At 64.9% G+C, this 26,395-nt stretch carries 17 protein-coding genes and 3 pseudogenes; 11 read left to right on the top strand and 9 right to left on the bottom strand.

Annotated elements, in window-relative coordinates:
• Positions 1-35: 35 nt before the first annotated feature.
• The 3 genes from PTE30175_RS11125 to PTE30175_RS11115 all read left to right on the top strand — a co-directional run bounded on the left by PTE30175_RS11125 (position 36) and on the right by PTE30175_RS11115 (position 2,495).
• Positions 36-1,235 (top strand): class I SAM-dependent methyltransferase, encoded by a 1,200-nt coding sequence (locus PTE30175_RS11125; protein WP_150697130.1) that lies wholly within the window; start codon positions 36-38, stop codon positions 1,233-1,235.
• Positions 1,236-1,244: 9 nt separating this feature from the next.
• On the top strand, positions 1,245-1,439 hold the full coding sequence (locus tag PTE30175_RS11120) for a DUF2905 domain-containing protein (RefSeq protein ID WP_150697129.1): 195 nt from the start codon (positions 1,245-1,247) through the stop codon (positions 1,437-1,439).
• 132 nt (positions 1,440-1,571) lie between these two features.
• A complete protein-coding gene (locus tag PTE30175_RS11115; RefSeq protein WP_150697128.1) occupies positions 1,572-2,495 on the top strand; it encodes a glutamate/aspartate ABC transporter substrate-binding protein in 924 nt (307 codons plus the stop codon).
• A gap of 16 nt (positions 2,496-2,511) precedes the next feature.
• Here PTE30175_RS11115 and PTE30175_RS11110 read toward each other — a convergent pair whose 3' ends face one another.
• The 4 genes from PTE30175_RS11110 to PTE30175_RS11095 form a co-directional block, all read right to left on the bottom strand.
• Complete coding sequence (locus PTE30175_RS11110) at positions 2,512-3,753, bottom strand: multifunctional CCA addition/repair protein (RefSeq protein ID WP_150697127.1); 1,242 nt, start codon at positions 3,751-3,753, stop codon at positions 2,512-2,514.
• A complete protein-coding gene (locus PTE30175_RS11105) occupies positions 3,750-4,394 on the bottom strand; it encodes a glutathione S-transferase family protein (RefSeq protein ID WP_150697126.1) in 645 nt (214 codons plus the stop codon). The genes PTE30175_RS11110 and PTE30175_RS11105 overlap by 4 nt, the downstream gene beginning before the upstream one ends.
• Positions 4,395-4,450: 56 nt before the next feature.
• On the bottom strand, positions 4,451-5,401 hold the full coding sequence (locus PTE30175_RS11100; protein ID WP_150697125.1) for a complex I NDUFA9 subunit family protein: 951 nt from the start codon (positions 5,399-5,401) through the stop codon (positions 4,451-4,453).
• 67 nt (positions 5,402-5,468) lie between these two features.
• A complete protein-coding gene (locus tag PTE30175_RS11095; protein WP_150697124.1) occupies positions 5,469-7,508 on the bottom strand; it encodes a lytic transglycosylase domain-containing protein in 2,040 nt (679 codons plus the stop codon).
• 60 nt (positions 7,509-7,568) lie between these two features.
• Between PTE30175_RS11095 and PTE30175_RS11090 the strand changes: the two genes are divergently transcribed.
• Genes PTE30175_RS11090 through pxpA form a run of 4 tightly spaced genes read left to right on the top strand, consistent with a single transcriptional unit; the run spans position 7,569 to position 10,627 of the window.
• Entirely contained in the window at positions 7,569-8,195 is a 627-nt protein-coding gene (locus PTE30175_RS11090; protein WP_150697123.1) for a 5-formyltetrahydrofolate cyclo-ligase, read from the top strand.
• A 40-nt stretch (positions 8,196-8,235) separates the two neighbouring features.
• Positions 8,236-8,889 carry a 5-oxoprolinase subunit PxpB gene (gene pxpB / locus PTE30175_RS11085; protein ID WP_150697122.1) on the top strand — a complete coding sequence of 218 codons (654 nt, stop codon included), beginning with the start codon at positions 8,236-8,238 and terminating at the stop codon, positions 8,887-8,889.
• The gene (locus tag PTE30175_RS11080; protein ID WP_150697121.1) at positions 8,886-9,884 is read left to right on the top strand and encodes a 5-oxoprolinase subunit C family protein; all 999 of its coding nucleotides are present in this window, start codon (positions 8,886-8,888) and stop codon (positions 9,882-9,884) included. Before pxpB ends, PTE30175_RS11080 begins: the two co-directional genes overlap by 4 nt.
• A gap of 2 nt (positions 9,885-9,886) precedes the next feature.
• Positions 9,887-10,627: a 5-oxoprolinase subunit PxpA gene (gene pxpA, locus PTE30175_RS11075; RefSeq protein ID WP_150697120.1), complete on the top strand. Its 741-nt coding sequence runs from the start codon at positions 9,887-9,889 to the stop codon at positions 10,625-10,627.
• Between the two features lie 32 nt (positions 10,628-10,659).
• Here pxpA and PTE30175_RS11070 read toward each other — a convergent pair whose 3' ends face one another.
• Positions 10,660-12,177, bottom strand: coding sequence for a CoA-acylating methylmalonate-semialdehyde dehydrogenase (locus PTE30175_RS11070; RefSeq protein WP_150697119.1), 1,518 nt, complete (start codon positions 12,175-12,177; stop codon positions 10,660-10,662).
• A gap of 22 nt (positions 12,178-12,199) precedes the next feature.
• A complete protein-coding gene (gene aptA, locus PTE30175_RS11065; protein ID WP_150697118.1) occupies positions 12,200-13,528 on the bottom strand; it encodes an omega-aminotransferase AptA in 1,329 nt (442 codons plus the stop codon).
• Positions 13,529-13,765: 237 nt separating this feature from the next.
• Between aptA and PTE30175_RS11060 the strand changes: the two genes are divergently transcribed.
• The 4 genes and pseudogenes from PTE30175_RS11060 (at position 13,766) to PTE30175_RS11050 (ending at position 22,750) form a co-directional block, all read left to right on the top strand.
• Positions 13,766-15,208 (top strand): aminotransferase-like domain-containing protein, encoded by a 1,443-nt coding sequence (locus tag PTE30175_RS11060; RefSeq protein ID WP_150697117.1) that lies wholly within the window; start codon positions 13,766-13,768, stop codon positions 15,206-15,208.
• A 442-nt stretch (positions 15,209-15,650) separates the two neighbouring features.
• A pseudogene (locus PTE30175_RS29210) lies at positions 15,651-15,767 on the top strand (ESPR-type extended signal peptide-containing protein); the annotation flags it as partial.
• A gap of 12 nt (positions 15,768-15,779) precedes the next feature.
• Positions 15,780-19,469 (top strand): filamentous hemagglutinin N-terminal domain-containing protein, encoded by a 3,690-nt coding sequence (locus tag PTE30175_RS11055; RefSeq protein ID WP_224788728.1) that lies wholly within the window; start codon positions 15,780-15,782, stop codon positions 19,467-19,469.
• Positions 19,391-22,750, top strand: a complete 3,360-nt coding sequence (locus PTE30175_RS11050) for a hemagglutinin repeat-containing protein (protein ID WP_150697115.1) — start codon at positions 19,391-19,393, stop codon at positions 22,748-22,750. Before PTE30175_RS11055 ends, PTE30175_RS11050 begins: the two co-directional genes overlap by 79 nt.
• A gap of 548 nt (positions 22,751-23,298) precedes the next feature.
• On the opposite strand, the pseudogene PTE30175_RS11045 reads toward PTE30175_RS11050, so the two are convergent.
• From PTE30175_RS11045 to PTE30175_RS11030, 3 genes and pseudogenes are all read right to left on the bottom strand, one after another.
• Positions 23,299-23,736 (bottom strand): annotated as a pseudogene (locus PTE30175_RS11045) (IS5 family transposase); the annotation flags it as partial.
• Positions 23,737-24,084: 348 nt separating this feature from the next.
• Positions 24,085-25,320: a group II intron reverse transcriptase/maturase gene (gene ltrA, locus PTE30175_RS11040; protein WP_224788705.1), complete on the bottom strand. Its 1,236-nt coding sequence runs from the start codon at positions 25,318-25,320 to the stop codon at positions 24,085-24,087.
• A gap of 611 nt (positions 25,321-25,931) precedes the next feature.
• Positions 25,932-26,327, bottom strand: a pseudogene (locus PTE30175_RS11030) (IS5 family transposase); the annotation flags it as partial.
• Between the last annotated feature and the right edge of the window lie 68 nt (positions 26,328-26,395).

Below are 26,395 nucleotides of genomic sequence, written 5' to 3'. Positions count from 1 at the left end.
CCGAACGAACGCCCCGACTCCGTTACAATGCCGGGATGAATCTGGCCTCACCCAAACCCCATAGTTTACCTGTTCCCGAGCCGGTCGCGCTCGAACACTCGCGCCGACTGGCCGAACACATTGCCGCCGCAGTCGCGGACAGCGGCGGCTGGCTGCCGTTTGACCGCTATATGGAGCTGGCGCTGTATGCGCCGAAACTCGGCTATTACGCTGCCGGGGCGGCCAAATTTGGCCGCCTGGCGGCAGATGGCAGCGATTTCGTGACCGCGCCCGAGTTAAGCCCGTTGTTCGCCCGCACGCTCGCACGCCAGCTCGGCGACGTGTTCGAACTCGCCCAAAGCGCGCAAGTGCTCGAATTCGGCGCAGGATCGGGCCGTCTGGCGGCCGATCTGCTGCTGGCGCTCGAGGCGCACGGTACGCCATGCGAGCAGTATTGCATCATGGAACTGTCGGGAGAGCTGCGCGCGCGCCAGCGAGAAACGATCGCAACGGCCGCGCCGCATCTGGTCGGCCGGGTGACATGGCTCGACACGCTGCCGGATGCCTTCGCGGGCGCCATGATCGGCAACGAAGTGCTCGACGCGATGCCGGTGCGCCTTTTCGCGCGGCGCCAGGGCGTGTGGTGCGAGCGCGGCGTCACGATTGCCGACGGCCGCTTTGCCTGGGAGGAGCGCGCCCTCCACGGCCCCCTGCCGGAAGCCCTTGCGCCGCTGGACGCGCTACCCGCCGGTCAGGATTACGTTACCGAAACGCACGAAGCGGCGTCCGCATTCGTGCGCAGCGTTGCGCCGCTGCTCGCGCGCGGCGTGCTGCTGCTTGTCGATTACGGCTTTCCTGCGGGCGAGTATTACCATGCGCAACGCGGCCAGGGCACGCTGATGTGTCATTACCGTCATCAGGCGCACGACGACCCGTTCTATTACCCCGGCCTGCAGGATATCACCGCGCACGTGGAGTTTACGGGCATCGCGGCGGCGGGCGTGGACGCCGGGCTGGAACTGCTCGGATTCACCTCGCAAGCCCGTTTCCTGCTCAATAGCGGCGTGACATCCCTGCTGGGCGAGCTCGATCCGTCGGACCTGGCCACTTTCCTGCCAGCCACGGCGGCCGCGCAAAAGCTGCTTTCCGAGGCGGAAATGGGTGAATTGTTCAAGGTGATCGCGTTTGGCCGCGGCATTCCCGCGGAAGCCATGCTGACCGGATTCGCCGCCGGCGACCGCAGTCACACACTGTAGCCCGCCGACATGTTCCGCTGGGTCTTCACGGTCTTCATCGCGCTGATGGTGCTCTCCGCAGCCTCGCCGTGGCTGGCCAAGCTCGGCATCGGGCGCCTGCCCGGCGATCTGCGGCTACGGTTTCGCGGCAAGGAATACGTGTTTCCGTTCGCGTCGACGATCGTGCTGTCGCTCGCGCTCAATCTCCTGATACGTTTGTTGTAACGGCATCCTGGCCGTCGACACCCATGCGAGCTACGCTTCCGCACGCTCGGGGTTAACCTCGATTGGCGCATTTGTTTCAAAAAAATTACCATGAAACAAATGATTCAACACCAGACCCCATCAGGAACCGCCATGAAGACACCGCTGACCACTCGACTGCCCCGCGCGAAAGCGCTGCGCTGGACGCTTGCCGCCGCCCTGGCCGTTTGCGGTGCAGCCCAAGCCCAACCCGCCTCGGAGACGTTGCAGAAAATCGACAGCACCGGCGTGATCGCCATCGGCCACCGCGAGTCGTCGATCCCGTTTTCCTATTACGACAACCAGCAACACGTCATCGGTTATTCGCAGGACCTGTGCAACAAGGTCATCGACGCGGTCAAGGCGCACCTGAAAAAGCCGAACCTGGAAGTCCGCATGATTCCGGTCACGTCACAAAATCGTATTGCCCTTGTGCAAAACGGTACCGTCGATCTGGAATGCGGCGTCACGACCAACCTGAAAGCGCGTCAGCAACAGGTCGCGTTTTCGGATACCTTCTTCATCGCTGGCACGCGCTTGCTGACCGGCAAAGCGTCTGGCGTGAAAGACTTCGGCGATCTCGCCGGAAAATCGGTCGTGACCAACGCCGGCACGACTTCCGAGCGCATTCTGCGCAAGCTCAACGAAGACAAGAAGATGGGGATGAACGTCATCAGCGGGAAGGACTACGGCGAATCCTTCCTGATGCTCCAGGGCGGCCGTGTCCAGGCCTTCATGATGGATGACATCCTGCTTGCCGGTGCGCGCACGATGGCGAAGACGCCGAAAGACTGGGTCGTGACGGGCACGCCGCAGTCGTTCGAAGCCTACGGATTCATGATGCGCAAAGGGGACACCGAGTTCAAGAAGATTGTCGACGATACGCTCAGCGGTCTCATGAAGCGCGGCGAGATCAATGCGATCTACGCGAAGTGGTTCGAGACGCCGGTGCCCCCGAAGCACATCAACTTCGAGTTCCCGATGACCGAACAGTTGAAGAAGCTCTACGCGAATCCGAACGACACGGCGTTCGAGTAAAACGCAACTCGCGCACCTAGGGTTCGATGCCGAATTGGGCCGCGACCGCATCGATGCGCGCAGCTTGCACGGCTTCCTTGATCCGTGCCGGCTGCCCTGCGAACGCTTGGGCCACCGCCCCCGCATCGATCGATTGTGCCGCACGCAACGCCGCGGTCAATCGTTCGCGCTGCGGATACGGCGCATCGCCCAACCCGCCCCGGCCTCGCGCATCCGACTCGCACGCGTGCAGGATCTCGTCGAAACGCGACGGTTTGCGCAATGCGTCGCAGCGCTCGAGCAGCCGCACCAGCGCCGCCGCGCCAAAAGCGCCGCTGCCGTGAATGTTGCCATGCTCGCGCGCCACCACCTGCGCCAATTCGCGGCAGTCCACGGGCACGCGCAAACGATCACATAAGGGCTTGAGCAAATCGACGCTACGGCCTTCGTGCCCGATATGTCGCGGCAGAATCTCCTCGGGCGTCGTGCCCTTGCCGAGGTCATGGGTCAGCACCGCGAACCGCACCGGCAACGAGAATTCCTGCGCAGCCGCGTAATCGAGCGCCATCATCACGTGCACGCCCGTGTCGATTTCGGGATGGTAGTCGGCCCGCTGCGGCACGCCCCACAGACGCGCCACCTCAGGCAGCACCCGCTCCGCCGCGCCGGTCTCCATAAGAATGTCGAGCATGCGCGACGGCTTCGCCTCCATCAGCCCGCGCGACAACTCCTGCCACACACGCTCCGGCACCAGCGCATCCACCTCGCCATTGCCTGTCATCTTGCGCATCAGCGCCAGGGTGTCCGGCGCCACTGAGAAATCGCCGAAGCGCGCTGCGAATCGCGCGCAACGCAGGATGCGCACCGGGTCCTCGGCAAACGCTTCACCGACATGACGAAAAATCCGCGCCGCGACATCGTTCGCGCCGCCGTACGGGTCCACCAGGATGTCGGACAACTCGCCATCCGGCAAGACCTCGCGCGCCATCGCGTTCATGGTGAAGTCACGTCTGGCCAAGTCCTCTTCGAGCGTTACGTTGGGCGCGAAGTAGAAGTCGAAGCCGTGATAGCCGAGCGCGGTCTTGCGCTCGGTGCGTGCAAGCGCGTATTCCTCATGTGTCGTGGGATGCAGGAAAACGGGAAAATCACGGCCGACCGGCTTGAACCCCTGCGCGGTCATTTGCTCCGGCGTCGCGCCGACCACCACATAATCGCGATCCTTGACCGGCAAGCCGAGCAAACCGTCACGAACCGCACCGCCTACGACGTAGATCTTCATGAATGCACGTCGTAGGCCGCGATCGTTTGCGCTTCGGCACGGCCGGCCTCGACCCACTTCTGCACGGCGGGCACCGCACGAATGCGGTCGGCATAGGCTTGTGCAAGCGATGAAAGCGCCGGCTGATACGTCGCGAAACGCATGACGACCGGCGCATAGAACGCGTCGGCAATCGAGAACTCACCGAACAGAAAGGGCCCTTCGTAGCGGGCGAGACAGTCTTCCCAGATGGACTCGATACGGCGTACGTCGGCCAGCACTTCCGGTGTCGCCCCTGCGCCCGGCCACGACGCGCGCAGATTCATCCACATCTCATTACGCAAGCTGGAAAATCCGCTGTGCATTTCGGCACAAATGCTGCGCGCATGCGCGCGCGCCTTGAAATCGGCCGGCCACAGGGCGCGATCCGGAAATTTGTCAGCCAGGTACTCAACGATCGCGAGCGAGTCCCACACCGAGAGACCTTCGTCGATCAGGCACGGCACGCGCCCCGTCGGCGAGTAGCGCAGGATCTGCTGACGCGTGTCCGGCTGGCCCAGCCAGACCGGCTGTTCCGTGAACGGCAAACCGAAATGTTCGAGGACGAGCCACGGCCGCATTGACCAGGATGAGTAATTCTTGTTGGCAACGATCAACTGCATACCATTTCCTTCGGTTAAGGGGCTCAGGGCCCGTTGCATTGTCTATTGAAGGCGGATCAACGCCCGGCGTAAGTCCGGTAGCCGGCAAGGCGCCGCAGCCAGCCGGCGCCGGAAAGATAGTCGGCCGCAATCTCGAGCCCCTGCGGCTCGAGGTGCAGTTCCGGGGCGACCGGGCCATCGAGCACGCTGTCGACGGACATCGAATCGAGATTGTCACGCGTGATGACCGGTTCACCGGGCAGCCGCTCGAACAAGGCCGCCTGCATCCTCGCGGCGGCGTCGGACAACGGAATAATCGGCCGTTCACAACCGCACGCCGCCCCTGCGAAACGAACGAGCTCGGCCAGCGTGTAGACACGCGGACCGCCCAGGGCATACGCCCGGCCCACCGTCCGATCGTCGCCCAGCGCATTGACGAAGACCTGCGCCACGTCGCCCACATAGATCGGCTGAAAACGCGCGTCGGCCTTCGCAAGCGGCACGAACGGCAGGCGCCGCTGCAGCCGCGCGAACGTATTCAGGAAGTGATCGTCGGGGCCGAACACGACCGACGGCCGGAAGATGGTCACCGGGACGTTGGTGCTGCGCGCGGCGTTTTCGCCGTCGCCCTTCGAACGCAGATACATGCTGGGGCCCTGCGGATCGGCACCGAGCGCGCTCATATGCAGGAATCGGGCCACACCGGCCGCCGCGGCGGCTTCGGCGATGCGGCGCGGCAGCTCGACGTGCGCCCGCTTGAACGCATCGCCGTAGGGCGTGCCGGGATCACCATGCAGAATGCCGACGAGGTTGACGACGACATCGCACCCCGCCACCACGCCCGCAAGCGCCGACGGGTCATGCACGTTGCATTCGATCAGATCGACGCCGGGCAACACGCCCAATGCCTTCGCGGCTTCCGCGCGGCGCGTCGGCACGCGCACGACGTGACCGGCGGCCGCCAATTTGCTGACCAGATGCGCACCGATGAAACCTGAGCCGCCGATGACGCAAAGGATATAGGGCATGAGACGCCTCCTTGCGGAACGATCAAAGAGTACGTTGTGCGGCGGCGCGGATACTACGCCGCAGCGCTTACTGCGGCAGAATGACGCCGAGCCGTTCTTTCAGCGACTGCGGCCGGCCTGTGATCAGCGCAGCGTAGTACACGGTGTTCGACAGCACGTTCTCGACATAAGCGCGCGTCTCGTTGAACGGGATCGTTTCCGCAAAAATCGCGCCTTCGACCGGACGATCGAGCGTCGTGCGCCAATTGCGCGGCCGCCCCGGCCCCGCGTTGTAACCCGCCGAAGCCAGCACGGCAGAACCGTCGAATTGATTGTAGATCATCGACAGGTAGCTGGTGCCCAACCGGATGTTGGTATTGATGTCGTGCATCATCGAGGGGTCATAATCCATGCCGATCGTCTTCGCCACATGGCGCGCCGTGGCCGGCATGACCTGCATCAGGCCGCCCGCCCCTGCCGACGACCGGGCATCGATGATGAAACGCGACTCCTGGCGAATCAAGCCGTAGGCCCACGCTTCGTCGAGATCGACAGCCTTGGCATTGCGCTCGAGAATATCGCGGAACGGCATCAGGTAGCGCAGAGTGTAATCGTGCTCGGTCTTGGTTCGGTCGGCCGAGTTCACGGCACGGTCGAACAGCTCGATACGGTTCGCGTACTGCGCCGCCGCCAGCAACTGGCGATCCGTCATGCCGCGCAGTTCCCAATTCCACTCGCGGTTGCCTTCAAAGCGCAACCCCATCAGATAGAACTTCTGCGCGCGCAGGAAACCGGCATTGCTGCGCATGGCGTCGACTTCCGCCGGTGTCACGACCGTGCGCGGCGGCAGTGTGGTCTTGTTGCCAAGCTCCTCGTTCGCCAACTGGCCGTAGAAATTGCTCTGCGACGCAATCTTCCGGAACTGCGCACGTGCCGCATCCTGCTGTCCGGCTTCGCGCAGTGCGCGGCCGTACCAGTACACCCACACACCATCGTCGCGCAATGCCGGCGGCATCGCTTCGATGCCCTGACGCACCAGCGTCCAGTCTCCGCCACGCAATGCGGCACGGATCTTCCATTCCTGCGCAGTGTTCGACAGCGGCGCATTGCCCGCCTGACGATACCACTGCAGCGCGGCCGGATTCTGCGCCACCGCCCCGCGCATGCCGATCGCACCCCACCCGATGGCGCGCTCGTCCGCCGTAAGGCTGCCCGCCACGCTCGAGAACGTGGTGGACGCCAGCAGCGCATCGCTGCGCGCCATACGCACGATCGCGAGCAGCGCAAGTTGATGCGATGTGTCACTGCTATCAATACCGCGGCCAAGCAATTGCGCCGGGCGCGACGCCGCCATGTCGAGCAGTACGTCGTCCGGGCGCTGCTCGCCCAGTGCATCGGCAATCTGCTTGCCCAGCGACGTGTAATTCTCCTCGTAGGCCAGACGAATCTGCTGCCAGACGTCGTTGCGGCTCAACTGGCCGTTTTGCGCCAGTGCGCCGATCAGGTCAACGCAAGCCTCACCGTAATTCTTCGGCGCGTTCAGCAAGTCGCGTGCGGCATTGCCCACGTTCTCGCCACGCATCGCACGCGACATCAGGGCATAGCACTTGACCTGCGTGTCGTCGTCCAGCGCGAACTTGGGGTATTCGACATCGAACGTGCGCCAGTCGTGACGCTTGCCCAGCACCAGCAACCAGTCGTTGCGCAGGCGGTCGGCAATGGCCTGTCCATCATAAGCGGCGAGGAAGGCGCGGATTTCGTCGTCAGGCGTATCGATCAGCGCCTTGCCCGAACGATCGAACATGCGCGCCTTCAGCGGAAAGTAACGGACGTACGACGGGATCTCGTAGTCGCCCAGTTGCGCGGCCAGCGCGGCGGCGCGCGGGGCGTCGTTCACGCGGGCGGCTTCGCGCAATTGCATGAAGAGATCGTCGGACGCGCGGGGGACGGGCGCGGCCGCCGGTGCGCCGGCCGGTGCGGCAGCCGCCGGCGGTTGCGCAACGGCGGATGCCTGACCGGCCGTGCTCTTCGGACGGCCGGTGGCTTCGGTCGTGCTGCAGGCGACGAGGCCGGCTGCCGTCAGCAACACGGCAACGGCACGATATACTCGGGTCAGGCGTTCGGACATTATTCTTGCGCGTCAGGGAAAAAATTGGAATCAAGCATAGCACGGGACCCCGGCACCGAAATGTCCGATCCCACCCACAAAAGCCGTTTGCGCAAAGCATTACTCACGGCACGCAAGACATTGCCCGATCGTGACCGCCGCGATGCCCTGATCGGCCAACGACTGGCCGCGCTGCTGCGTGCGTGGCAGCCCGCGTGCGTCGGTCTGTACTGGCCCATCCAGGACGAATTCGACGCCCGTCCGGCCATCGCTGCATGGCTGGCCGGAGGTTGCAGCGACGCAGAGGCCCCCGCCGCCGCCCGGCGCGCCGCGCTGCCGGTCGTCGATCAGCCCGCGTCGCCGTTGGTGTTTCATCTTTGGCAGCCCGATACACCGATGGTCGAAGGCCATTACCGCATTCCGGTTCCCGACGGCACGCCTGTCGTCACGCCGGACCTGCTGCTGGTGCCATGCGTGGGTTTTACGCGCGCCGGATTTCGCCTCGGTTACGGCGGCGGCTTCTATGACCGCACGCTGGGGGCGCTCGCGCCGCGTCCGCGCACCGTCGGCCTTGCCTTCGACGTTCTGGAATCCCCTGCCCTCGCCGTGGAGCCGCACGACCTGCCGCTGGACCTTATCCTGACGGAAAGTGCGGTTCACGGACCCGCTGCGGCTTGCCTGCCGCCGTCGTTTTCCGTACCCTCGTAACAAGGGCGCGCGGCCAGCCGCCCGCTCAGGGATGCATTCGATGTCAACGCTCAAGATCCTGCCGCTCGGCGAAGGCGCACTGCTGTGCGAAGCCGGCGCGACCGCCACGCTGCTGACGCAACGGCGCGTCTGGCATGTGGCGTCGGTGGCGCGCGGGTGGCCGCACGTGCGCGACACGATTCCGGGGATGAATAACCTGACGGTGATCTACGATCCGCTGGCCGCCGACGCCGACACGCTCGCGGCCAAACTGCGCGAAGCCTGGCAAGCGCCGCCGCCTGCCGGCGAGACCGGACGCGACATCGAGATCCCGGTGGCCTACGGCGGCAAACACGGCCCCGATCTGGCAGAAGTGGCGCGGCACACACGCCTTGCACCGAAAACCGTCGTGCAGCGTCATGCGAAGGCCGAGTACATCGTCTATTTTCTTGGCTTTCAGCCCGGGTTCGCCTACCTGGGCGGGCTCGACCCGTCGCTGGCCACACCGCGCCGCGCCGAACCGCGCTTGTCGGTGCCCGCCGGCACGGTCGGTATCGGCGGCAGCCAGACCGGCATTTATCCGATGTCCTCGCCCGGCGGCTGGCAATTGATCGGCCACACGGCGATGACGCTGTTCGATCCCACGCAAGACCCACCCACCCTGCTCGCACCGGGTGACCGCATCCGCTTTTCCATCGCGAGCCTCGACCTGTGATCGATATCCTGCGCGCCGGCCTGCTCACTTCGGTTCAAGACCTGGGGCGTCCCGGCTATCGGACACTCGGTGTGTCCAGTGGCGGCGCCCTCGACCCGCTGGCGCTGATGGTCGCGAACCGGCTCGTGGGCAACGACGCCGGCGCGGCCGGCCTTGAAATCACCATGGCGCCGTGCGCCTTTCGTTTCGGCATGGACACCGTGATGGCGCTGACCGGCGCGGACTGCTACGCCGATCTCGACGGCAAGCCGGTGTGGTCCTGGTGGCGATTTCCGGTCTCGCGCGGGCAGACGCTGACACTGCGTCCGGCGCGCTTCGGGATGCGCACGTATCTGGCCGTCGCCGGCGGCATCGACGTGACGCCGCGGCTCGGCTCCCGCAGCACTGATCTGACGGCGCGCTTCGGGGGCCATCAGGGCCGCCCGCTGCACGACGGCGACCAGCTCCAGACCGGTGCGCCTGCCGTGCCATGGCAAGCCGATCTGCCGCCCTTGGGCGTTCGCCCCCCCGTGTGGGCGAGCGATCCCGGCGGTCATCGGATACGCGTGCTTCCCGGCCCCGACCACGATGACTTCACGGCGGCCGCGCACAAGACATTTTGGGAAACGCCCTGGAAAATCACGCCCAACAGCAACCGCATGGGCTACCGGCTGGCGGGCGCGGTGCTGGAGCGCAAAAAGAATCGCCATCACGACCTGCTGTCGCATGGCGTCCTGCCGGGCGTGATTCAGGTCCCGCCGTCGGGCCAGCCGATCATCCTGCTCGCCGATGCGCAGACGACCGGGGGCTACCCCAAGTTCGGCGTCGTGATCGCGGCCGACCTGTGGCGGCTAGGACAGGCAAGGCTCGGCGCCAACCTGCACTTTTCCGTATGCACGCTCGCGCAAGCGCGCGAAGCGCTACGCGAGCAGATGCGCTATCTTGAACAAATTGAACGGGCGCTTGCCTGGCACGACCGAGGCATTCTCGATGCCGTGCCACGCGCCGCAAAGTGAATATGCAAGTCGATCTCAACGTCGATCTCGGCGAAGGCTGCGCTTTCGATGAACCGCTGCTCGCCCAGGTCAGTTCCGCCAACATCGCCTGCGGCTGGCACGCCGGTGACGCACTCACCATGCACCGCGTGGTCGGCTGGGCGCTTGCCAACGGCGTCGCCATCGGCGCGCACCCGAGTTTTCCCGACCGCAACAACTTCGGCCGCAGCAAGATGACGCTGCCGCCGGAAGAAGTCTTCGCCGGCATGCTGTATCAAATCGGCGCGCTGGCCGCGATGGTGCGCGCGCAAGGCGGTTGGCTCACGCACGTGAAACCGCACGGGGCGCTCTATAATCAGGCGGCACGCGATGCACAGCTTGCCGAGACGATCGTGGCCGCGATCCGGGCATTCGATTCCGATCTGGCCGTCTATGGTCTGGCCGGCGGCGAACTGATCGCCGCGGCAAAGGCGGTAGGCATGCGCGCGGTGGAAGAGGTGTTCGCGGACCGTGGATATAACGCCGACGGATCGCTCGTCAAACGCGGCACCCCGGGCGCGCTGATCGAAAACGAGGAAACGGTGCTCGCCCAAACCCTCACGATGGTGCGCGAAGGGCGCGTGCGCGCGATCGACGGCACCTGGGTGCGAATCCACGCGCAAACCGTCTGCCTGCATGGCGACGGCCCGCACGCCCTCGAGTTCGCGCAACGCATTCGCGGCTATCTCACAGCCGAGGGCATTCGCATCTCGGCGCCGGTGTAACCGGCAGCCGTCGAGACGGCTGCCGATGCCGCTTACTGACCCAGCGTCGGCATCACCAGCGAAGGCGCGCCGGCAGCGCGGCCTTCCGACCAGCGGCGGGTCACCACCTTGGAGCGCGTATAGAAGCGCACCGACTCCGGTCCGTAAATATGCTGGTCGCCAAACAGCGAATTGCGCCAGCCGCCGAACGAGAAGTACGACACCGGCACCGGGATCGGCACGTTGATGCCCACCATGCCCACTTCGATTTCGTCCTCGAAGCGGCGCGCCGAAGCCCCCGACGTCGTAAAGACCGCCGTGCCATTTGCATACGGATTACGGTTGATGAGCGCGATCGCCGCTTCCAGCGTCGGCACACGCACGACCGCCAGCACCGGTCCGAAGATTTCGTTCCGGTAGATGGTCATTTCGGGTGTGACGTTGTCGAACAGGCACGGACCGATGAAGAAGCCGTTCTCGCGGCCCGCGACTTGCAGGCCGCGTCCGTCCACCACCAGCTTCGCGCCTTCGCCCTCGCCCGCATCCACGAACCCGCGCACCTTGTCGCAGTGCACACGTGAAATCAGCGGCCCCATCTGTGCGGCCGGATCTGTGCCATCGCCGACAGGCAGGCCGCGCGCCGCCTTGGCCAGACGCTCGACGAGTGTGTCGGCCACATCGCCCACGGCCACCGCCACCGAAATCGCCATGCAACGCTCCCCGGCGGAGCCGTACGCAGCGCCGATCAGTGCGTCGACGGTGAAGTCGAGATCCGCGTCCGGCATCACGACGCCGTGATTCTTCGCGCCGCCCAGTGCCTGCACGCGCTTGCCGTGCGCTGCGGCCGTCGTGTAGATGTACTGCGCGATCGGCGTCGAGCCGACGAACGACACCGCGCCGACATCAGGGTGCGTGAGGAGCGCGTCGACGGCGGTCTTGTCACCGTTGACCACGTTGAGCACGCCATCGGGCAGGCCCGCTTCCTTGGCCAGGCGCGCCAGCAGAAGCGCCGCCGAAGGCACCTTCTCCGACGGCTTGAGGACGAACGTATTACCGCAAGCGATGGCCATCGGGAACATCCACAACGGCACCATCGACGGGAAATTGAACGGCGTGATCCCGGCGCATACGCCTACGGGCTGGTGAATCGAATAGCTGTCGACGCCCGTGCCGACCTGCGGCGCGATTTCGCCCTTGAGCAATTGCGGAATGCCAATCGCGAACTCGACGACTTCGATGCCGCGCGTGACTTCGCCGCGCGCGTCGTCGAGCGTCTTGCCGTGTTCCTGGCTGATCAGTTTCACGATCGCTTCGCGCTGCGCTTCGAGCAGTTCGCGGTAACGCATCATGACGCGGGCGCGCTTGAGCGGCGGCGTCCCGCGCCATGCAGGAAATGCCGCCTTCGCCGCTGCGACGGCGCACGCGACGTCGTCGGTCGATGCGAGCGCCACGTGGCGAATGACTTCGCCGGTGGCGGGGTTGGTGACTTCGCCGAAGCGGTCGCTCGTGGCAGGGGCAGTCGCACCGCCAATCCAGTGTTCGATGCGTTCGATGTTGATGCGTTGGTTCATGTTGGTATCCGGGGTATCAGATTCAGGCAACTTCACGGATGGCTTCGGCAACGATGCCGAACAGTTCGTCGATTTGCGTCTCGTTTACGATCAGCGGCGGCGAGAACGCCAGGATGTCGCCCGTGTAACGCACCAGCGCACCCTTTTCGAAGCATTTGACGAAGATTTCGTGCGCACGCGCGCCCGGCTTGCCGTCGCGCGGTTTGAGCTCGATGCCGCCGACCAGTCCCAGATTGCGGATGTCGATCACGTTCGGCAGTTCGCGCAGACTGTGAATCGCCTTTTCGAAATGCGGCGCCAGTTTGGCGGCGCGCTCAAACAAGCCGTCATTCTTGTAAAGGTCGAGTGCAGCGCACGCCGCTGCGGCGGCCAGCGGGTGGCCAGAGTAGGTGTAGCCGTGGAAGAACTCGATCGCACCCGCATTGCCGGCGTCGACGATGGCATCGTGGATGCCGTTCTTCACGGCGACGGCGCCCATCGGCACGGCCGCGTTGTTCACGCCCTTGGCCATCGTCATCAAGTCGGGCGTGACGCCGAAGTACTGTGCTGCGAATGGCGCGCCGAGGCGGCCGAGTCCGGTGATCACTTCGTCGAAAATCAGCAGGATGCCGTGCTTGTCGCAAATCTGGCGCAGCTTCTGCAGGTAGCCCTGCGGCGGCACCAGTACGCCCGTCGAACCGGCAAGCGGCTCGACGATGACTGCGGCGATCGTCGACGCATCGTGCAACGTGACGAGACGCTCAAGCTCATCGGCCAGATGCGCGCCCCAGCTCGGCTGCCCGCGCGTGAACGCGGCTTCGGCGATGTTCAGCGTATGCGGCAAGTGGTCGACGGCCGGCAGCAGCGCGCCGGAATAGGCCTTGCGGTTCGGCGAAATGCCGCCCACCGAAATGCCGCCGAAACCCACGCCGTGATAGCCGCGCTCGCGCCCGATGAAACGCGTGCGCTGCCCCTCGCCGCGCGCGCGGTGATACGCCAGCGCGATCTTCAGTGCGGTATCGACCGATTCCGAGCCGGAGTTGGTGAAAAAGACGCGGTCGAGGCCTTCCGGCGTGATCTCGGCAATCTTCGCGGCGGCTTCGAAGGCTTTCGGATGACCCATCTGGAAAGTCGGCGCGAAGTCGAGTTCGCCGGCTTGCTGGCGAATCGCTTCGACGATCTCGGTGCGGCAGTGACCGGCGTTGACGCACCACAGTCCTGCCGTGCCGTCGAGAACGCGGCGCCCGTCGTGCGACGTGTAGTACATGCCCTCGGCCTTCACCAGGATACGCGGCGCGCTCTTGAACTGGCGGTTGGCGGTAAATGGCATCCAGAACGCCGTCATGTCGAGATTCAGCTCATGCATGTTCATCGGGGGTCTCCATCCGGTGGGTCAGGGGCCTGTTCACGCGAATGAGCACGTGGCGCAAGCAGGGATGTGACGATCCTACGGCGCCGAAACCGATACAGACATGTACACTCCAAGTAAAAATGTATATTCTGTATTGGTCGAACCTCCAAAGTGTATTGGCGACAGCCGTGTCGCCGGCAGCTGTCCGGTCACGCGGTTTCGCCGCCGCCCTGCCCTTCTTCTCCCCCCGTACGCGCCATGTCACACCCGTTGGAATTCACCCTGAACCGCGCCCAGCCCGAAGCGCTTGTCGACCAGATCGTGCGTGAGGTCGGCCGGGCGATGCAGCGGCAAACCCTGCACGCCGGCATGCGCATGCCGTCGATCCGTTCCCTGGCAAAAGCGCATCAGATCAGCACCTTCACGGTGGTCGAGGCGTATGACCGGCTGGTCGCGCAAGGTGTGCTGGTCGCGCGGCGCGGCGCGGGCTTTTTCGTCGCAGGCGCGCCGGACGGACACGCGGCGGCGGGTATGCCGGGATCTCCGGGGGGGCCCGCCGTGCCAAGCGCTGCCGCGAGCGAAGTCACTAACGCGTGGCTGCTGTCGGAAATCTTCGCCGACGACTCGATCGCCGTGAAAAGCGGCTGCGGCTGGCTGCCCGACAGCTGGCTCGACGAAGACGGCCTGCACGGAGCACTGCGGCAACTGGCCAAGGGCACCAGCGCCCGATTTGCGCATTACGGGCATCCGAACGGTTACGGACCGCTGCGGCAGTGGATCGCACGCCGGCTAGCCGAACTGGCCATCGATGCGCCGCCCGAGCGGATCGTGCTGACGCAAGGCGCGACGCAGGCGCTCGATCTCGTGGTGCGCACGCTCCTGCAGCCTGGCGACACGGTGCTCGTGGAAGCGCCGGCCTACTGCAATCTGCTGGCGATCCTTCGGCTGGCCGGCCTCAATGTGGTGGGCGTGCCGCGCACGGAAGCGGGTCTCGACCTGGCAGCGCTGGACCAAGCGGCTGCGGCGCATCGTCCGCGCGCCTTGTTTCTCAACCCGGCGCTGCACAATCCACTGGGCACATCGCTGTCGCCGGCGGGCGCCCACCGGATTCTGCAAGCCGCCGAGCAGCACGGCTTCTGGGTCGTGGAAGACGACATCTACCGGGAGCTGGCGCCTGCCGGCACGCCTTCACTCGCGGCCATGGACGGTCTGTCGCGCGTAATTTACATCTCGAGTTTCTCGAAGACGATCTCGCCGTCGGTGCGCGTGGGCTATCTGGCGTGCGGGCAGGAGTTGGTGCGCGAGATCGCCCGCAGCAAGATGGTCGCCGGGCTGACCTCGTCGGAGATCAATGAGCGAATCGTGCACGCCGTCCTGACGGAAGGCCGGCACCGCAAGCACATCGAGCGCCTGACGGACCGCCTCACGCGCGCGCGCGGGCGGTTGACGTCGCAATTGCAGTCGCACGGGCTGACGCTGCTGGCGCAACCGGAGGGCGGGATGTTCGTATGCGCGAGTTTGCCGGAGGGCGCAACGCCGGCGCGCGAGTTGGCCGAGCAGGCGCTCGCGCAGAGCATCATGCTCGCGCCGGGAGAGTTTTTTCTCGCCAACGCACAACCGTGCCGATGGTTCCGCTTCAACGTCGCCTACTCCGACGATCCGCGGTTGTTCCGTTTTCTTGAGGCGGCGGCGCGCGTCTGAGTTTGCGTGCGATGGCGACGGCGCGTTTGCCCTGGGGCCTATTGTCGCGTTGACTTCCGCAGGAGAGAGTTAAGCGGCGCGCTCGGCGGCGGGCGACGCCCGTTGAGCGATTTTCGGAATTTTCTGTGTTCCCCTACGGGCTAACATTGCGTAGCATTGGTGCCCGTGTGTTGACGACCGTTCATGTGACGGGCCCGTCCCGTCGCGTCTTCCCAGCGCCGTCCCAATCCCCCGATTAGAGCCACTTCGCCGCCGGTAGCCTATTGTCGCCCCGCTTCGTCAGGTTTTGACCTGACGTTGAGGGCACGTCATCGCGCCTGTGCGTTGGCGCTCGCGCTCGAAGATGCCCGTTCATGATGTCGTTTGCCTTCAACGCCGTATGCCGTAGCTTCTGCGCGTTCTTTACGTTGTGCTTGGCGCTTGCCGTACCGAGGTACTCCCGATGAACGCCAAACGCTTTCGTATCGTCTTCAATCGCCGGCGCGGGCAGTTAATGGCCGTCGCCGAAAACGTCAGATGTGCTGCGCGAACCGGTGCTGTATCAGGCACGGCAAGCACGCCGCCGTCGGGCATGGCATGGCGGCCCCGGGCGCGGCGCATCGGATGGGCGGCAATCGCCGCCATCGGCTGGGGCGCGTTGTGGGGCGTGCCCGTGCATGCGCAGATCGTGGCGGATCCCAACGCGGCGGGCAGTCAACATCCGATCGTGACGCACAGCGCCAATGGCGTCACCCAGGTCGATATCCAGACCCCGAACGGCGCGGGCGTGTCGCATAACCGCTATGTGCAGTTCGACGTGGACGGGCGCGGCGCGATCCTCAACAACGCCCGCGAGGCGGCGCAAACGGCGCTGGGCGGCTGGGTCGACGGCAATCCCGCGTTGGCGGGCGGCTCGGCTCGCGTGGTGCTGAACGAAGTGGTGGCGGGCGGGCCCAGCCAGCTGGGCGGATTCCTGGAAATCGCGGGTGACCGGGCGGAGCTGATCGTGGCCAACCCGGCAGGCATTGTCTGCGACGGTTGCGGCGTGATCAATGCGCACCGTGCCACGTTTGCCGCCGGCGTGCCGCAGATGTCCGGCGGCGAGGTCGCCGGCTTTCATGTCGGCGACGGTGCCGTGGCGATCGGGGCGCGCGGCATGAACACGCGCGACGTCGACTACACCGGGATCCTGGCGCGTGCGGCACGCGTGGCGGGCAAGGTGTGGGCCAAGGATATGCGCGTCGTCACCGGTGCGGGCGACTTCGATCGAACACTTGCCGCGCGCGCCAATGACGTTCTGCCGGCGGGGCAGGCGCCGGCGTTTGCCATCGACGTGGCGCAACTGGGCGGCATGTACGCGGGCAAGATCTATCTGCTCGCGACCGAGGCGGGCGTCGGCGTGCGCAACCATGGCGAAATCGGCGCCGGTGAGCACGGCCTCACGCTTTCCGCCGACGGCTGGGTGAGCAATCAGGGCAAACTGGTCTCGGATGCCGACGTGCAGTTGCAGGCCGCCTCGCTCGCCAATGCCGGAACGCTCTACGCCAGACGCAACCTGACGGCGGCCATCGCCGGGCAATGGGTCAACCACGGCACCGCCGCTGCCGGCGGCAATGCGTCCTGGCAAGCGGGCGCGGTGCGTCAATCGGCCAGCGGCACCCTGGCGGCCGGTGTTGACGCCGAGGGCATGACAGGACATGTGGGGCGCCTCTCCGTCGTGTCAGACGGCGCCTTGCAGGTCAGCGGCAAGTCGCTGGCAGGGCAGTCCATCGTGATGTCCGGCGCGCGCGTCGACCTGGACGGCGCGCAGATGCAGGCGCACGAGATCGACGTGCGTGCCCGCGCGGGCGACCTCTTGGCCAAGCAAGCTTCGCTGCACGCACAGGCGACCTTGCACCTGGGCACGCCAGCCCATCTGCTGACCGACAGCGCCACGATTTCCGCGTCACGCGTTCTGGTCGATGCGCATGACTGGTCCAACGTCGGCGGCGACGTCCGCCAGACGGGCGAGGACGATTCCCGCTTCGTCATCGACGGCACATTCGATAACCGCCGCGGCACGCTCGCGAGCAACGCCCGCGCACTGCGGCTTGCGGCCGGGCGGCTGCGCAACGACGACGGCCAGATCCAGCACGCCGGGCGCGGCACCTTCGTGCTCGAGACGCCCCAGCTCGACGGCATGCGCGGGGGCATCGCCAGCAACGGCTTCCTGCGGTTCTCGGTTGGCCGCGCGGTGATCGACGGTGGCCGCATCGTGGCGCGGGGGCTCGGCATCGATGCGGATGATTGGTCGCAGCGCGGCGCAAATGTCCGGCAAACGGGCCAAGCCGCGATGCGCGTGCGCGTGCGCGGCACGCTGGACAATCGGGGCGGCCACCTCGGCACGGGCGGTGCACTCGACGTACATGCAGACGACACGCTGGACAATCGCGACGGGGAAATGGTCGGCCACGATGGCGTGACGCTCGCCGCCGGTGCGTTGGACAATCGCGGCGGCAAACTGGGCTCGGCGGCGGGCGGTCTGGCTGTCGATGTCGTGGGCGCGGTGCTCAACGATGCCGGTGTGCTCGCATCCAGCGGGGCCTTGTCACTGTCGTCGGCGCACGTATCGAATACGTCAGGCGGGCGCATCGCGGGCGAGGGCGCGATGACGCTGACCGCACGCGAGTGGCGCAACGCGGGCGGCGAGGTGCAGGCGCTGGGTTCCATCGACATGCGTCTCGGCGGCCAACTCGACAATCGCCGTGGCTTGCTGCGCAGTGGCGGCACCTTGTCGATCGCGGCCGACACCATCGACAATCGCGACACCCGGCAGGCGGGCGGTATCGAAGCGAATTCGCTGTCGCTCACCGCTGCGCACATCCACAATCGCGACGGTGTGATGGTCGCCAACGATGTCCTGTCGTTGACCGCCGCGGCGCAACTCGACAACACCGGCGGGACCATCACGTCGGGACGCGCGCTGGTGATCCGGGGCCTGCCGGAAGTCTCGGCAAGCCGGATGGCGACTTCCGCCTGGCAGCAGGGCGCAGCGGGCACACTGAATCTCGTCAACGCGGGCGGCACGTTGCTGGCGGGCGAGCGGCTGGGCCTGTACGCCGCGGCCCTGATCGGGGGCGGGGATGTGCTGTCGCGCGGCGATCTGACGCTCCCGCTCGTCGGCGATTTCGCGCCCGGCGGCCGATTGCGCGCGGATGGCAACCTGAGCCTAGAGACGCTGGGGACCTTCACGAATTCCCAACGCGTGGCCGCCGGCAAGGCTCTGCGCGTGCAAGCCGCGCGGATCGACAATCGGGCCGAGGGTGTCCTGCACGGGGACGAGACGCATCTCGAGGCGGCGTCTGACATCGTCAACCGGGGTTTGATCGACGCACGGCTCACTTACCTTGCCGCACCGACCCTGCGCAACCTCGGCAGCGGAAGGATCTACGGCGACCGGCTCGGCATCGCGGCGGCGGTGTTGCATAACGACGCCGAGGGCGGGCGCGCGGCCGTGATCGCCGCGCGTGAGCGTCTCGACGTGGGTGTCGGCCATCTGCTGAACCGCGAACATGCGGCGCTGTTCAGCCTCGGCGATATCGTCATCGGCGGGCAACTGGATGCCGAGCGTCGCGCGGTGGGACGCGCGCGTCATATCGAGAATCGCAGCGCGTCGATCGAGGCGACGCGCGCACTGCGCGTATCGGCCAACCGCGTCGAGAACATCGACGACCACTTTCGCACCGAGATGCAGGCCGGTGCGCCCAAGCGCATCGTCGAGTACGAGTACACCAACCGGGGCACGCGGCGGTATCGCGAGGATGAAGTGCGCTTCGAGACGCATGAAGTGCCCGTCATGCTCACCGAAGACCGCCCGACCCCCGTGCCCGACGACCCCGGCCGCTTGAACAACGACGCGTACGTGCGCTACGAGTACACGCGCGTGGTCACCACGCCGGTCGTGGTCAGCAGTGATCCCGGCAAGATGAGCTCGGGCGGCGCCATGACGATCGAGGCCGACGTTGTCACCAACGACAAGAGCCGCATCGTGGCCGGCGGGCCGCTGTCGATCGCGGCGCGCGAAGTGCAAAACATCGAAGTGGCGGGCGAGCAGGTCGAGACCGATTCCGGCGTGGCGACCCGCTATTGGCGCAATCGCCGGCGAGGCTCCGACGAGCAGCACGCGGCGCAGGCCGCCTATGAACCGGCGCCGCTCAGCGCATCGTGTGGGACGCGCAGAACTGGCGCGAGACCGCCTCGCGTGACGAGGTCGGGACCTCGATTGAAACGGCGGGCGACCTGAGCGTGCGCGCGGGCGGCGACGTGACGATGCGCGGCGGGGCCGCCACCAGCGAGGCGGGCGGGATTCGCATGAGCGCCGGTGGCGACGTGCGGCTGGAGGCCAGCGCGCACGAGCGTCACGCCGACCAGGCGGAGCGGATCGAGGCGACCAGCGGCTGGCTGTCGAAGAGCACGATTGCCCGACGCAGCATCGCCACCGAGCAAACCACGCAGGGCGCGCTGGTGTCGGGGCAGCGCGTGTTGCTCGAGGCCGGCCGGGATGTGGCCATCGTCGGCAGCCAGGCCGTATCGACCGATGGCACCGCGATCCAGGCCGGGCGCGACCTTGCCATCGAGGCCGCGCGCCAGACCAGCGCGTATCGGGATGCGCGCGAGGAACGCACGCGCGGGGTGATGGGCGGCGGCGGGCTCGGCGTGACCGTGGGCAGCCGCAACGTGCGCGACCAGGCCGCCGAGCAGCTCGAAGCGTCGGCGCGCTCGACCGTGGGGGCGGTCAAGGGCGACGTCACGCTCGAAGCCGGGGGGCGCTATCGTCAGGCGGGCAGCGACGTGATCGCGCGCGAGGGCAACGTCGCCATCGCCGGCCAGCAGGTCGAGATCGTGGAGGCACGCGACACCGCGTCGATGCAGCGCGAGCATGAGTTCCGCCAGTCGGGTGTGACGGTGACGGTGACGAACCCGCTGGTCGCGGCGGCGCAGACCACCACCCAAATGGCCCGTGCCACGAGCCAGGCGGGCGACGCCCGCATGAAGGCGCTGGCGGGGGCCACGGTGGGCTTGGCCGGCAAGAACGCCTACGACGCGCTCCAGAAGGATCCGGATGCGCTCGGCGGCGTGAGTGTGTCGGTCACGGTGGGCGCTTCGAAACAGACGAGCCGCGAGACGCACAGCGCGTCAAATGCGAGCGGCTCGACGGTGGCGGCCGGCGGCGACATTTCGATCCGGGCGACCGGCGGTGGTGACCGTGAGGGTGACCACGATGGTGTCCCATCCGGCGACCAATCGACGCTGACGGTGCGCGGCGGCGACGTGACGCTTGCGGCTGACGGCGACATCGATCTGGTCGCGGCCGAGAACACCTCAAGCACGCGCCGCAACAGCAGCGGCGCAAGCGGCGGCATCGGGGTGGGCGCGAGCTTCGGCAAGAAAACGTCGGTGGGCATCACCGCCAGCGCGAGCGGCTCGCGCGGCAAGGCCGAGGGCGACGCGCAGACGTGGACCACCACGCATGTGACGGCGGGCGGCGCCGTGTCGACGGCGTCCGGCGGCGACACCACGCTGCGCGGCGCGCAGGTGCGTGGCGAGTCGGTTGCGGCGAAGGTCGGCGGCGACCTGAAGCTCGAGAGCCTGCAGGACCAGGACAGCTACCACAGCCGCGACCAGTCGCTTGGCGGCAGCGCGACCGTCGGGTTAGGCACGGTATCCGGTGCGATCAACGCGAGCCACCAGCAGATCAGGAGCGACTACGCGAGCGTGCAGCAGCAGTCGGGCATCCAGGCGGGCGACGGCGGCTTCGATGTGCAGGTGGCCGGCAACACCGATCTGGTGGGCGCGGTGATTGCCTCGACCGATGCGGCAGCCGAGGCGGGCGCAAATCGTCTGAAAACGGGCACCCTGACGCAGCGCGACCTCGAGAACCGGGCCGAGTATGACGCGTTCGGCGTGAGCGCAAGCGGCGGCTTCAGTTCGGGCGGCAGCGACGCCAAGGTCGGCACGGATCAAGGGGGCCAGGCAACCACGGGCGCCGCTGTGGTGCCCGGACACGAGGCGCCGGCCTCGGGCAGCGCGTCAGGCGGCGCGTCAGGCGGCGCGTCGGGGGGCGCATCGGCTGGCGTATCGGTGACCCCGCCGATGATCGTGGCGGCCGGAGGGAGCGCCACCAGCACGACCCGCAGCGGCATCAGCGCCGGGGTGATCGAGATCACCGATGCCGAGAAGCAGCAGGCCGCGACCGGCAAGACAGCGCAAGAGACCATCGCCGAAACGAACCGCGAGGTGTCGTCGGAGCGCGACGGCAGCAACGCGCTGGGCAAGATCTTTGACGAGCAGGAGATCCGCGCCGGCTTCGAGATCGTGGAGGCGCTGCAGCGCGAAGTGGGCGTGTTCGTGACCAACCGGGCGGAGGAGGCCGACGCGCTCGAGAAAGCGCGCGACGCGGAAGCCGATCCGGCCAGGCGGGCGCAGCTCGATGCGCGATTGAGCGAAGCGCAGAAGTGGGGCCCGGGCGGGGACTATCGTCAAATACTGACTGCAATTTCAGTGGCTGCGGGAGGCAACGTGACCGGAGGTGCGGGCGAAATGCTGCAGTCGGCGGTAGTGCACTACATACAGGGCTTGGGCGCCAAGAAGGTAAAGGAAATTGCAAAGTCACTTGACAGTGAAACTGCGAGGGCCGCGTTGCACGGAATGTTGGGGTGCGCCGGTGCTGCGGTAGCGGGCGGGAACTGCGGGACGGGGGCGCTTGGTGCAGCCGGAAGTGTTGTGTTGAATAACTTGATTGAGACCGTTACCAAAGATAAAGGAACCGTCCAGACGATTGAGGAACGCGAGGCTCGAATGAATTTGGTTCAGAGCATTGTCGCGGGCGTAACGCAGAGCATTGGTGGGGAAACTGCGGTTGCATCCATTGCGTCGCGTATCGAAATGGAGAACAACGAGTTTTCGTTGTCACAGGGTACTGTGACTGCCGGGGCGGGATCCGCATCATTGGCAGAATTCATGTTCCAGAACGGCGCCACGGCAGAAGAGGTCGCTCAAGCACAGACCGAGTTGCTGGAAGGCTTGGGTACCGATGCAGCCCAACCGGCCTCCGAATTCCTCAAGTCCTGGGCTCTTCTCATGGGGGGCGCAGCTACAGCGGGTTCGGGGCAGGCTGTGGGTACAGGATCGGTCGTGATTGGCGGGGCAATTGGTGGCGTGGTAAATGCAGTCGCACAATTGGCGGGCGATGAACCGTATAGCTTCATTGACACGCTCACCGCAATTGCGACTTCCGCAGCCTCTCAGGGAAAGAGCCTTGTCAAATCAACGGCGATCAGTATCTGGGGCGCAGTGACGGGCAGTCACGCAAAAGGCGAGGATGCGACAAACGCGGCAATCGGTGCTGGCGCCGGTGCAATTGTCGGCGGCAGGGTGGGAAATAAAATTACTGACAAGTTGACACCGGTCGTTACGAGTCCCGTGGCATCAGAAATCGGTGGTGCTCTTGGAGGTTCGTTCACATCCGAGATCGTCGGAAATCGGGTACAAAAACAACTCGACGGACATGAGGAGCGGCAATGAACTCTTTACGCGCGTTCCTGAAGGTATTGATATTGAGCGTATTTTTGTGGTCTATGTTGTTCATTTCATTGGCCTGTGCAGCGAGTTTTGTTGTCGCTTTTTTGTTCTATTGGAAACGAGGTTATTTCTTATTCGGAATGGACGACATCATATATTCCCTGAAAGCTGGTGTAGCAGCTGGGGTAGCCGCGGGTTTAGGGATATGGGGGGCGTCAAAGATGCGAGAAATTGATAACAGAGAATAGGGGGCATCCAATGAGTCACCCGGAAACGGACTCTATTAGATTCCCGCCGGCCGGGTTCATTGGATGCGGCTCGTCAGGTCTTTCAAAATCGCGTTGCTTCTCGACCAGTTGCCACGGGACGTGATTTGGCGTGCGTGCCTGCTAGGGACAATGTTCAAAACAAGGCGAGCAACGCCGAACTGACAACGCAATTGGCGCCAGATGAAATCGATGAGTCATTCCGCCCCAATTCAATGCCTTATTCGGCATGAGCGCGAGCGCTTTCACCCGCGTTTGGCGGCATCTGCCGGAGTCCGGGCGCACTCATCCCTTGGCTCCCTGCAAAATCCGTCGGCGCATCATCCACAGATTGCTCAAGGCAAACAGCGTGTGCAGTTGCTGCGTGTTCTTCACCAACCCACGGTAGCGCACCTTAAGGTGGCCGAACTGACGCTTGATGACGCGAAACGGGTGCTCCACCTTGGCACGGATGCGAGCTTTGACCCGTTCGAGTTCATCGCGCAGCTCGCCCATCGGGGTGCCCTTATCCAAGGCGCGGCGCTTGCCCGGGCGCATCGCGACGTGCCAGTTCGCGTCGATGTCTTGCGTCTCGTCGCGCTTTTCCACGCCTTGGTAACCCGCGTCTCCGAATACGTCGGTTTCCTCTCCATGCACCAGGGCGTGCGCTTGCGTGACATCGTTGACGTTGGCCGCTGTGCCCACCACGGTGTGCACCAGACCCGAATCGGCATCCACGCCAATGTCGGGTAGCGGTAGCGCATTACTGCGCCACCGCCCCCTAAGAACCGGACGTGCGAGTCGCCCCGCATCCGGCTCAAGCCATTCACCAGCACCAGCGTTGGTACCGGGCCATCAATCGTCAGTCGTAGTTCGACGGCGGGCAAAGTAAGACGACCACGCAGGCTCAAACGGATTGGCCTGGCCACGTATCTTCACGTGACGGACAATCGGAACCGCCGCAGCCCGAAACAGCCGGGTTACCCCGTGGGCTTGTGACCGGGCAGTAAACGCCCAAGTACGGTTCCCCTCTACGCGGAAGTATTTGTTTTTCACCCAGCCCGTGCCTTTCGTGGGATGCCGACGCATCGCCTACTTCCACAAGAGGCGCCAGATGTGAGCATCTACCGACGTAAAATGAGCTTTTGAGACCACATGACGGTGATACATGGCCCAACCCCGAATCACTGGATTGAGCTGCACGATCAGATTCCTCTGTGTGGCGCTCCTGTGCTGCCTCACGATTTCCCTAACCTTATCCAGAAGTGCCTTCACACTTTTGTTGGCCGGTTTGATGAGCAGCTTACCCGCGTACTTGCGGACATTCTGCCCAAGGGAATCGAACCCATCGGCAATGTGGGTGACTCTGGTTTTCTCTTCCGAGAGTTCCAGACCCCGAACAGCCAGGAACTGCTTGACCGCAGGGAGTACGTTCTGCTCCAGAATGTCTTTAGACACCCCGGTCACAACGAAGTCGTCCGCATACCGGTTGACGTTGATCTTGAACTTTCGGCGTGCGCGTTCCGTCGGTCCCACGCTTGCATCTACTGCCGCCTCCAGTCCGTCCAGCGTCATATTCGCGATGTCGGGTGAGATAATGCCCCCTTGCGGTGTCCCCGCCTCGGTCGCGAACAGGGTTCCTTCGTCGATGAATCCGGCTTTCAGCCATCGTCGCAGGACAACCTTATCCATCGGAATGTGTTGAAGAATCCAGTCGTGGCTAAAATTATCGAAGCAACCACGAATGTCTCCTTCCAGAATCCACTCCGGCGACTTACGCTTGGCTAGAGTGGTAAAGCAGCATTCGATAGCATCGGCAGTCGAACGTTCGGGCCGAAACCCGTACGAGTTTGGATCCGCCAAGGTCTCCGCAATGGGCTCCAACGCGAGCTTCCATAGTGCCTGCATTGCTCTGCATAGCATGCGGGGAATTCCGAGCGGACGCTTCTTGCCATTGCTCTTGGGGATGTAGATGCGCCGAAGCGGCGACGCACGGTAACCGTGATGTTGCATTGCTTCCATCCCGTTCCATCTGGCCGCCGGATTCGACCAGAGCTTGCCATCGATACCCGGCGTTCTCTTGCCACGATTCTCAGTCACTCGTTTCACGGCTAGCATTTTGCCGCTGTACGAGCGGGTCAGCAGACGCTGCAAGGCACTGACCTTGCCCCATCTGCCTTCCTTGGTTGCCTTGGCGATACGCGCCTGGAGTCGCTTCACCTCATCCTTGATGCGAGGCCAATCGGCCTGAAGCCACATGCGGGTGGGGCGCGAGGGCGCACCAGCCCCGATGGCCTCTGCTTGCGCAATGCCTCCGGTTGCCGTCATCTGCTTTCCCTCGTGTAACGATTAATCAAGTTCTCTCGCCATGAATGACCACGCGGAAGTCTGCCCGCTTTCGCGTCGGACGATGTTTCAGCCCGTATCTCGACCATTACAGCCGGGCGTTCGCTTTTTCCGCAATCCTCTCTCCGCAGCACTAACAGCGTTCCTTGCGGTTCGCCTGCCGTTGCCGGCAGCGCTACGGACTTACCCTGTTCCGCATGAATTTCAGAGTGGGGCGGACCCCTCCTATCCGCCGGCGGCGTTCTGTCCACGATGGCCCAGCACACAGAGGCCATACCTTGCCGCGCGCCATTTTGGCTCAAGCCTGTCAGCACATTTGGCTTGTACAATGATGACGACGTTTACTAGGGGTTCACATATGTTGGTCGTTGCCACTCGTCCCTAGTCCCTCACCACCTTTGTGCTGGCAGATTCCGCTTCTCCTCGCAGGTCGGCGTACCGAAAACTATCGGCGGTTACATTGTCCCCAGAGCTTCACACCGCGCCGTTACCGGAGCCGCGTGTCTGGGTAGGGAACGGTTGATGGAACAACCGGTTTAATCACGACGAACTGCTCGTTGAGTTAAACCGAAATTCAAGCGACTTTCAGGTCGCACGTGCGCCTTCATGCCGAAGTGCCACTGGTTTCCCTTCTTGGCCTGGTGCATCTCAGGGTCACGTTCGCCGTCCTTGTTCTTGGTCGAACTCGGTGCGGCAATCAGCGTGGCATCGACCACCGTACCCTCCCTGAGCATGAAGCCCTTGGCGCTGAGCCGCTCGTTGACGGTCTTGAGAAACTGTTCGGCCAGTTCATGCCGCTCCAGCAGATGCCGAAAGCCCAAGATGCTGACGCGGTCAGGCAGGCGGCTTATGCCGCCCAAGCCAGAAAATTCGCGGTACAGCGGTGTGTCGTACAGCGCTTCCTCCATCGCTACGTCGCTCAGGCCAAACCATTGCTGCATGAAGTGGATGCGCAGCATTGCTTCGATGGGAAACGGCCGGCGGCTCTGTGTAGTGGTCAACTCATCCCGGACACTGCGTTAAGTTTTTCTTCCGCAACAGCCGGTGCCAGTCCGTC

The organism is Pandoraea terrae (assembly GCF_902459695.1).
GTDB classification, from domain to species: domain Bacteria; phylum Pseudomonadota; class Gammaproteobacteria; order Burkholderiales; family Burkholderiaceae; genus Pandoraea; species Pandoraea terrae.
This window is presented reverse-complemented; position numbering and strand designations above follow the sequence as displayed.

Excerpts from the sequence above, each read along its gene's own strand:
- PTE30175_RS11125 (WP_150697130.1), top strand. The coding sequence starts at position 36 with ATGAATCTGGCCTCACCCAAACCCCATAGTTTACCTGTTCCCGAGCCG.
- PTE30175_RS11120 (WP_150697129.1), top strand. The coding sequence starts at position 1,245 with ATGTTCCGCTGGGTCTTCACGGTCTTCATCGCGCTGATGGTGCTCTCC.
- PTE30175_RS11115 (WP_150697128.1), top strand. The coding sequence starts at position 1,572 with ATGAAGACACCGCTGACCACTCGACTGCCCCGCGCGAAAGCGCTGCGC.
- PTE30175_RS11110 (WP_150697127.1), bottom strand. The coding sequence starts at position 3,753 with ATGAAGATCTACGTCGTAGGCGGTGCGGTTCGTGACGGTTTGCTCGGC.
- PTE30175_RS11105 (WP_150697126.1), bottom strand. The coding sequence starts at position 4,394 with ATGCAGTTGATCGTTGCCAACAAGAATTACTCATCCTGGTCAATGCGG.
- PTE30175_RS11100 (WP_150697125.1), bottom strand. The coding sequence starts at position 5,401 with ATGCCCTATATCCTTTGCGTCATCGGCGGCTCAGGTTTCATCGGTGCG.
- PTE30175_RS11095 (WP_150697124.1), bottom strand. The coding sequence starts at position 7,508 with ATGTCCGAACGCCTGACCCGAGTATATCGTGCCGTTGCCGTGTTGCTG.
- PTE30175_RS11090 (WP_150697123.1), top strand. The coding sequence starts at position 7,569 with ATGTCCGATCCCACCCACAAAAGCCGTTTGCGCAAAGCATTACTCACG.
- pxpB (WP_150697122.1), top strand. The coding sequence starts at position 8,236 with ATGTCAACGCTCAAGATCCTGCCGCTCGGCGAAGGCGCACTGCTGTGC.
- pxpA (WP_150697120.1), top strand. The coding sequence starts at position 9,887 with ATGCAAGTCGATCTCAACGTCGATCTCGGCGAAGGCTGCGCTTTCGAT.
- PTE30175_RS11070 (WP_150697119.1), bottom strand. The coding sequence starts at position 12,177 with ATGAACCAACGCATCAACATCGAACGCATCGAACACTGGATTGGCGGT.
- aptA (WP_150697118.1), bottom strand. The coding sequence starts at position 13,528 with ATGAACATGCATGAGCTGAATCTCGACATGACGGCGTTCTGGATGCCA.
- PTE30175_RS11060 (WP_150697117.1), top strand. The coding sequence starts at position 13,766 with ATGTCACACCCGTTGGAATTCACCCTGAACCGCGCCCAGCCCGAAGCG.
- PTE30175_RS11055 (WP_224788728.1), top strand. The coding sequence starts at position 15,780 with ATGGCATGGCGGCCCCGGGCGCGGCGCATCGGATGGGCGGCAATCGCC.
- ltrA (WP_224788705.1), bottom strand. The coding sequence starts at position 25,320 with ATGACGGCAACCGGAGGCATTGCGCAAGCAGAGGCCATCGGGGCTGGT.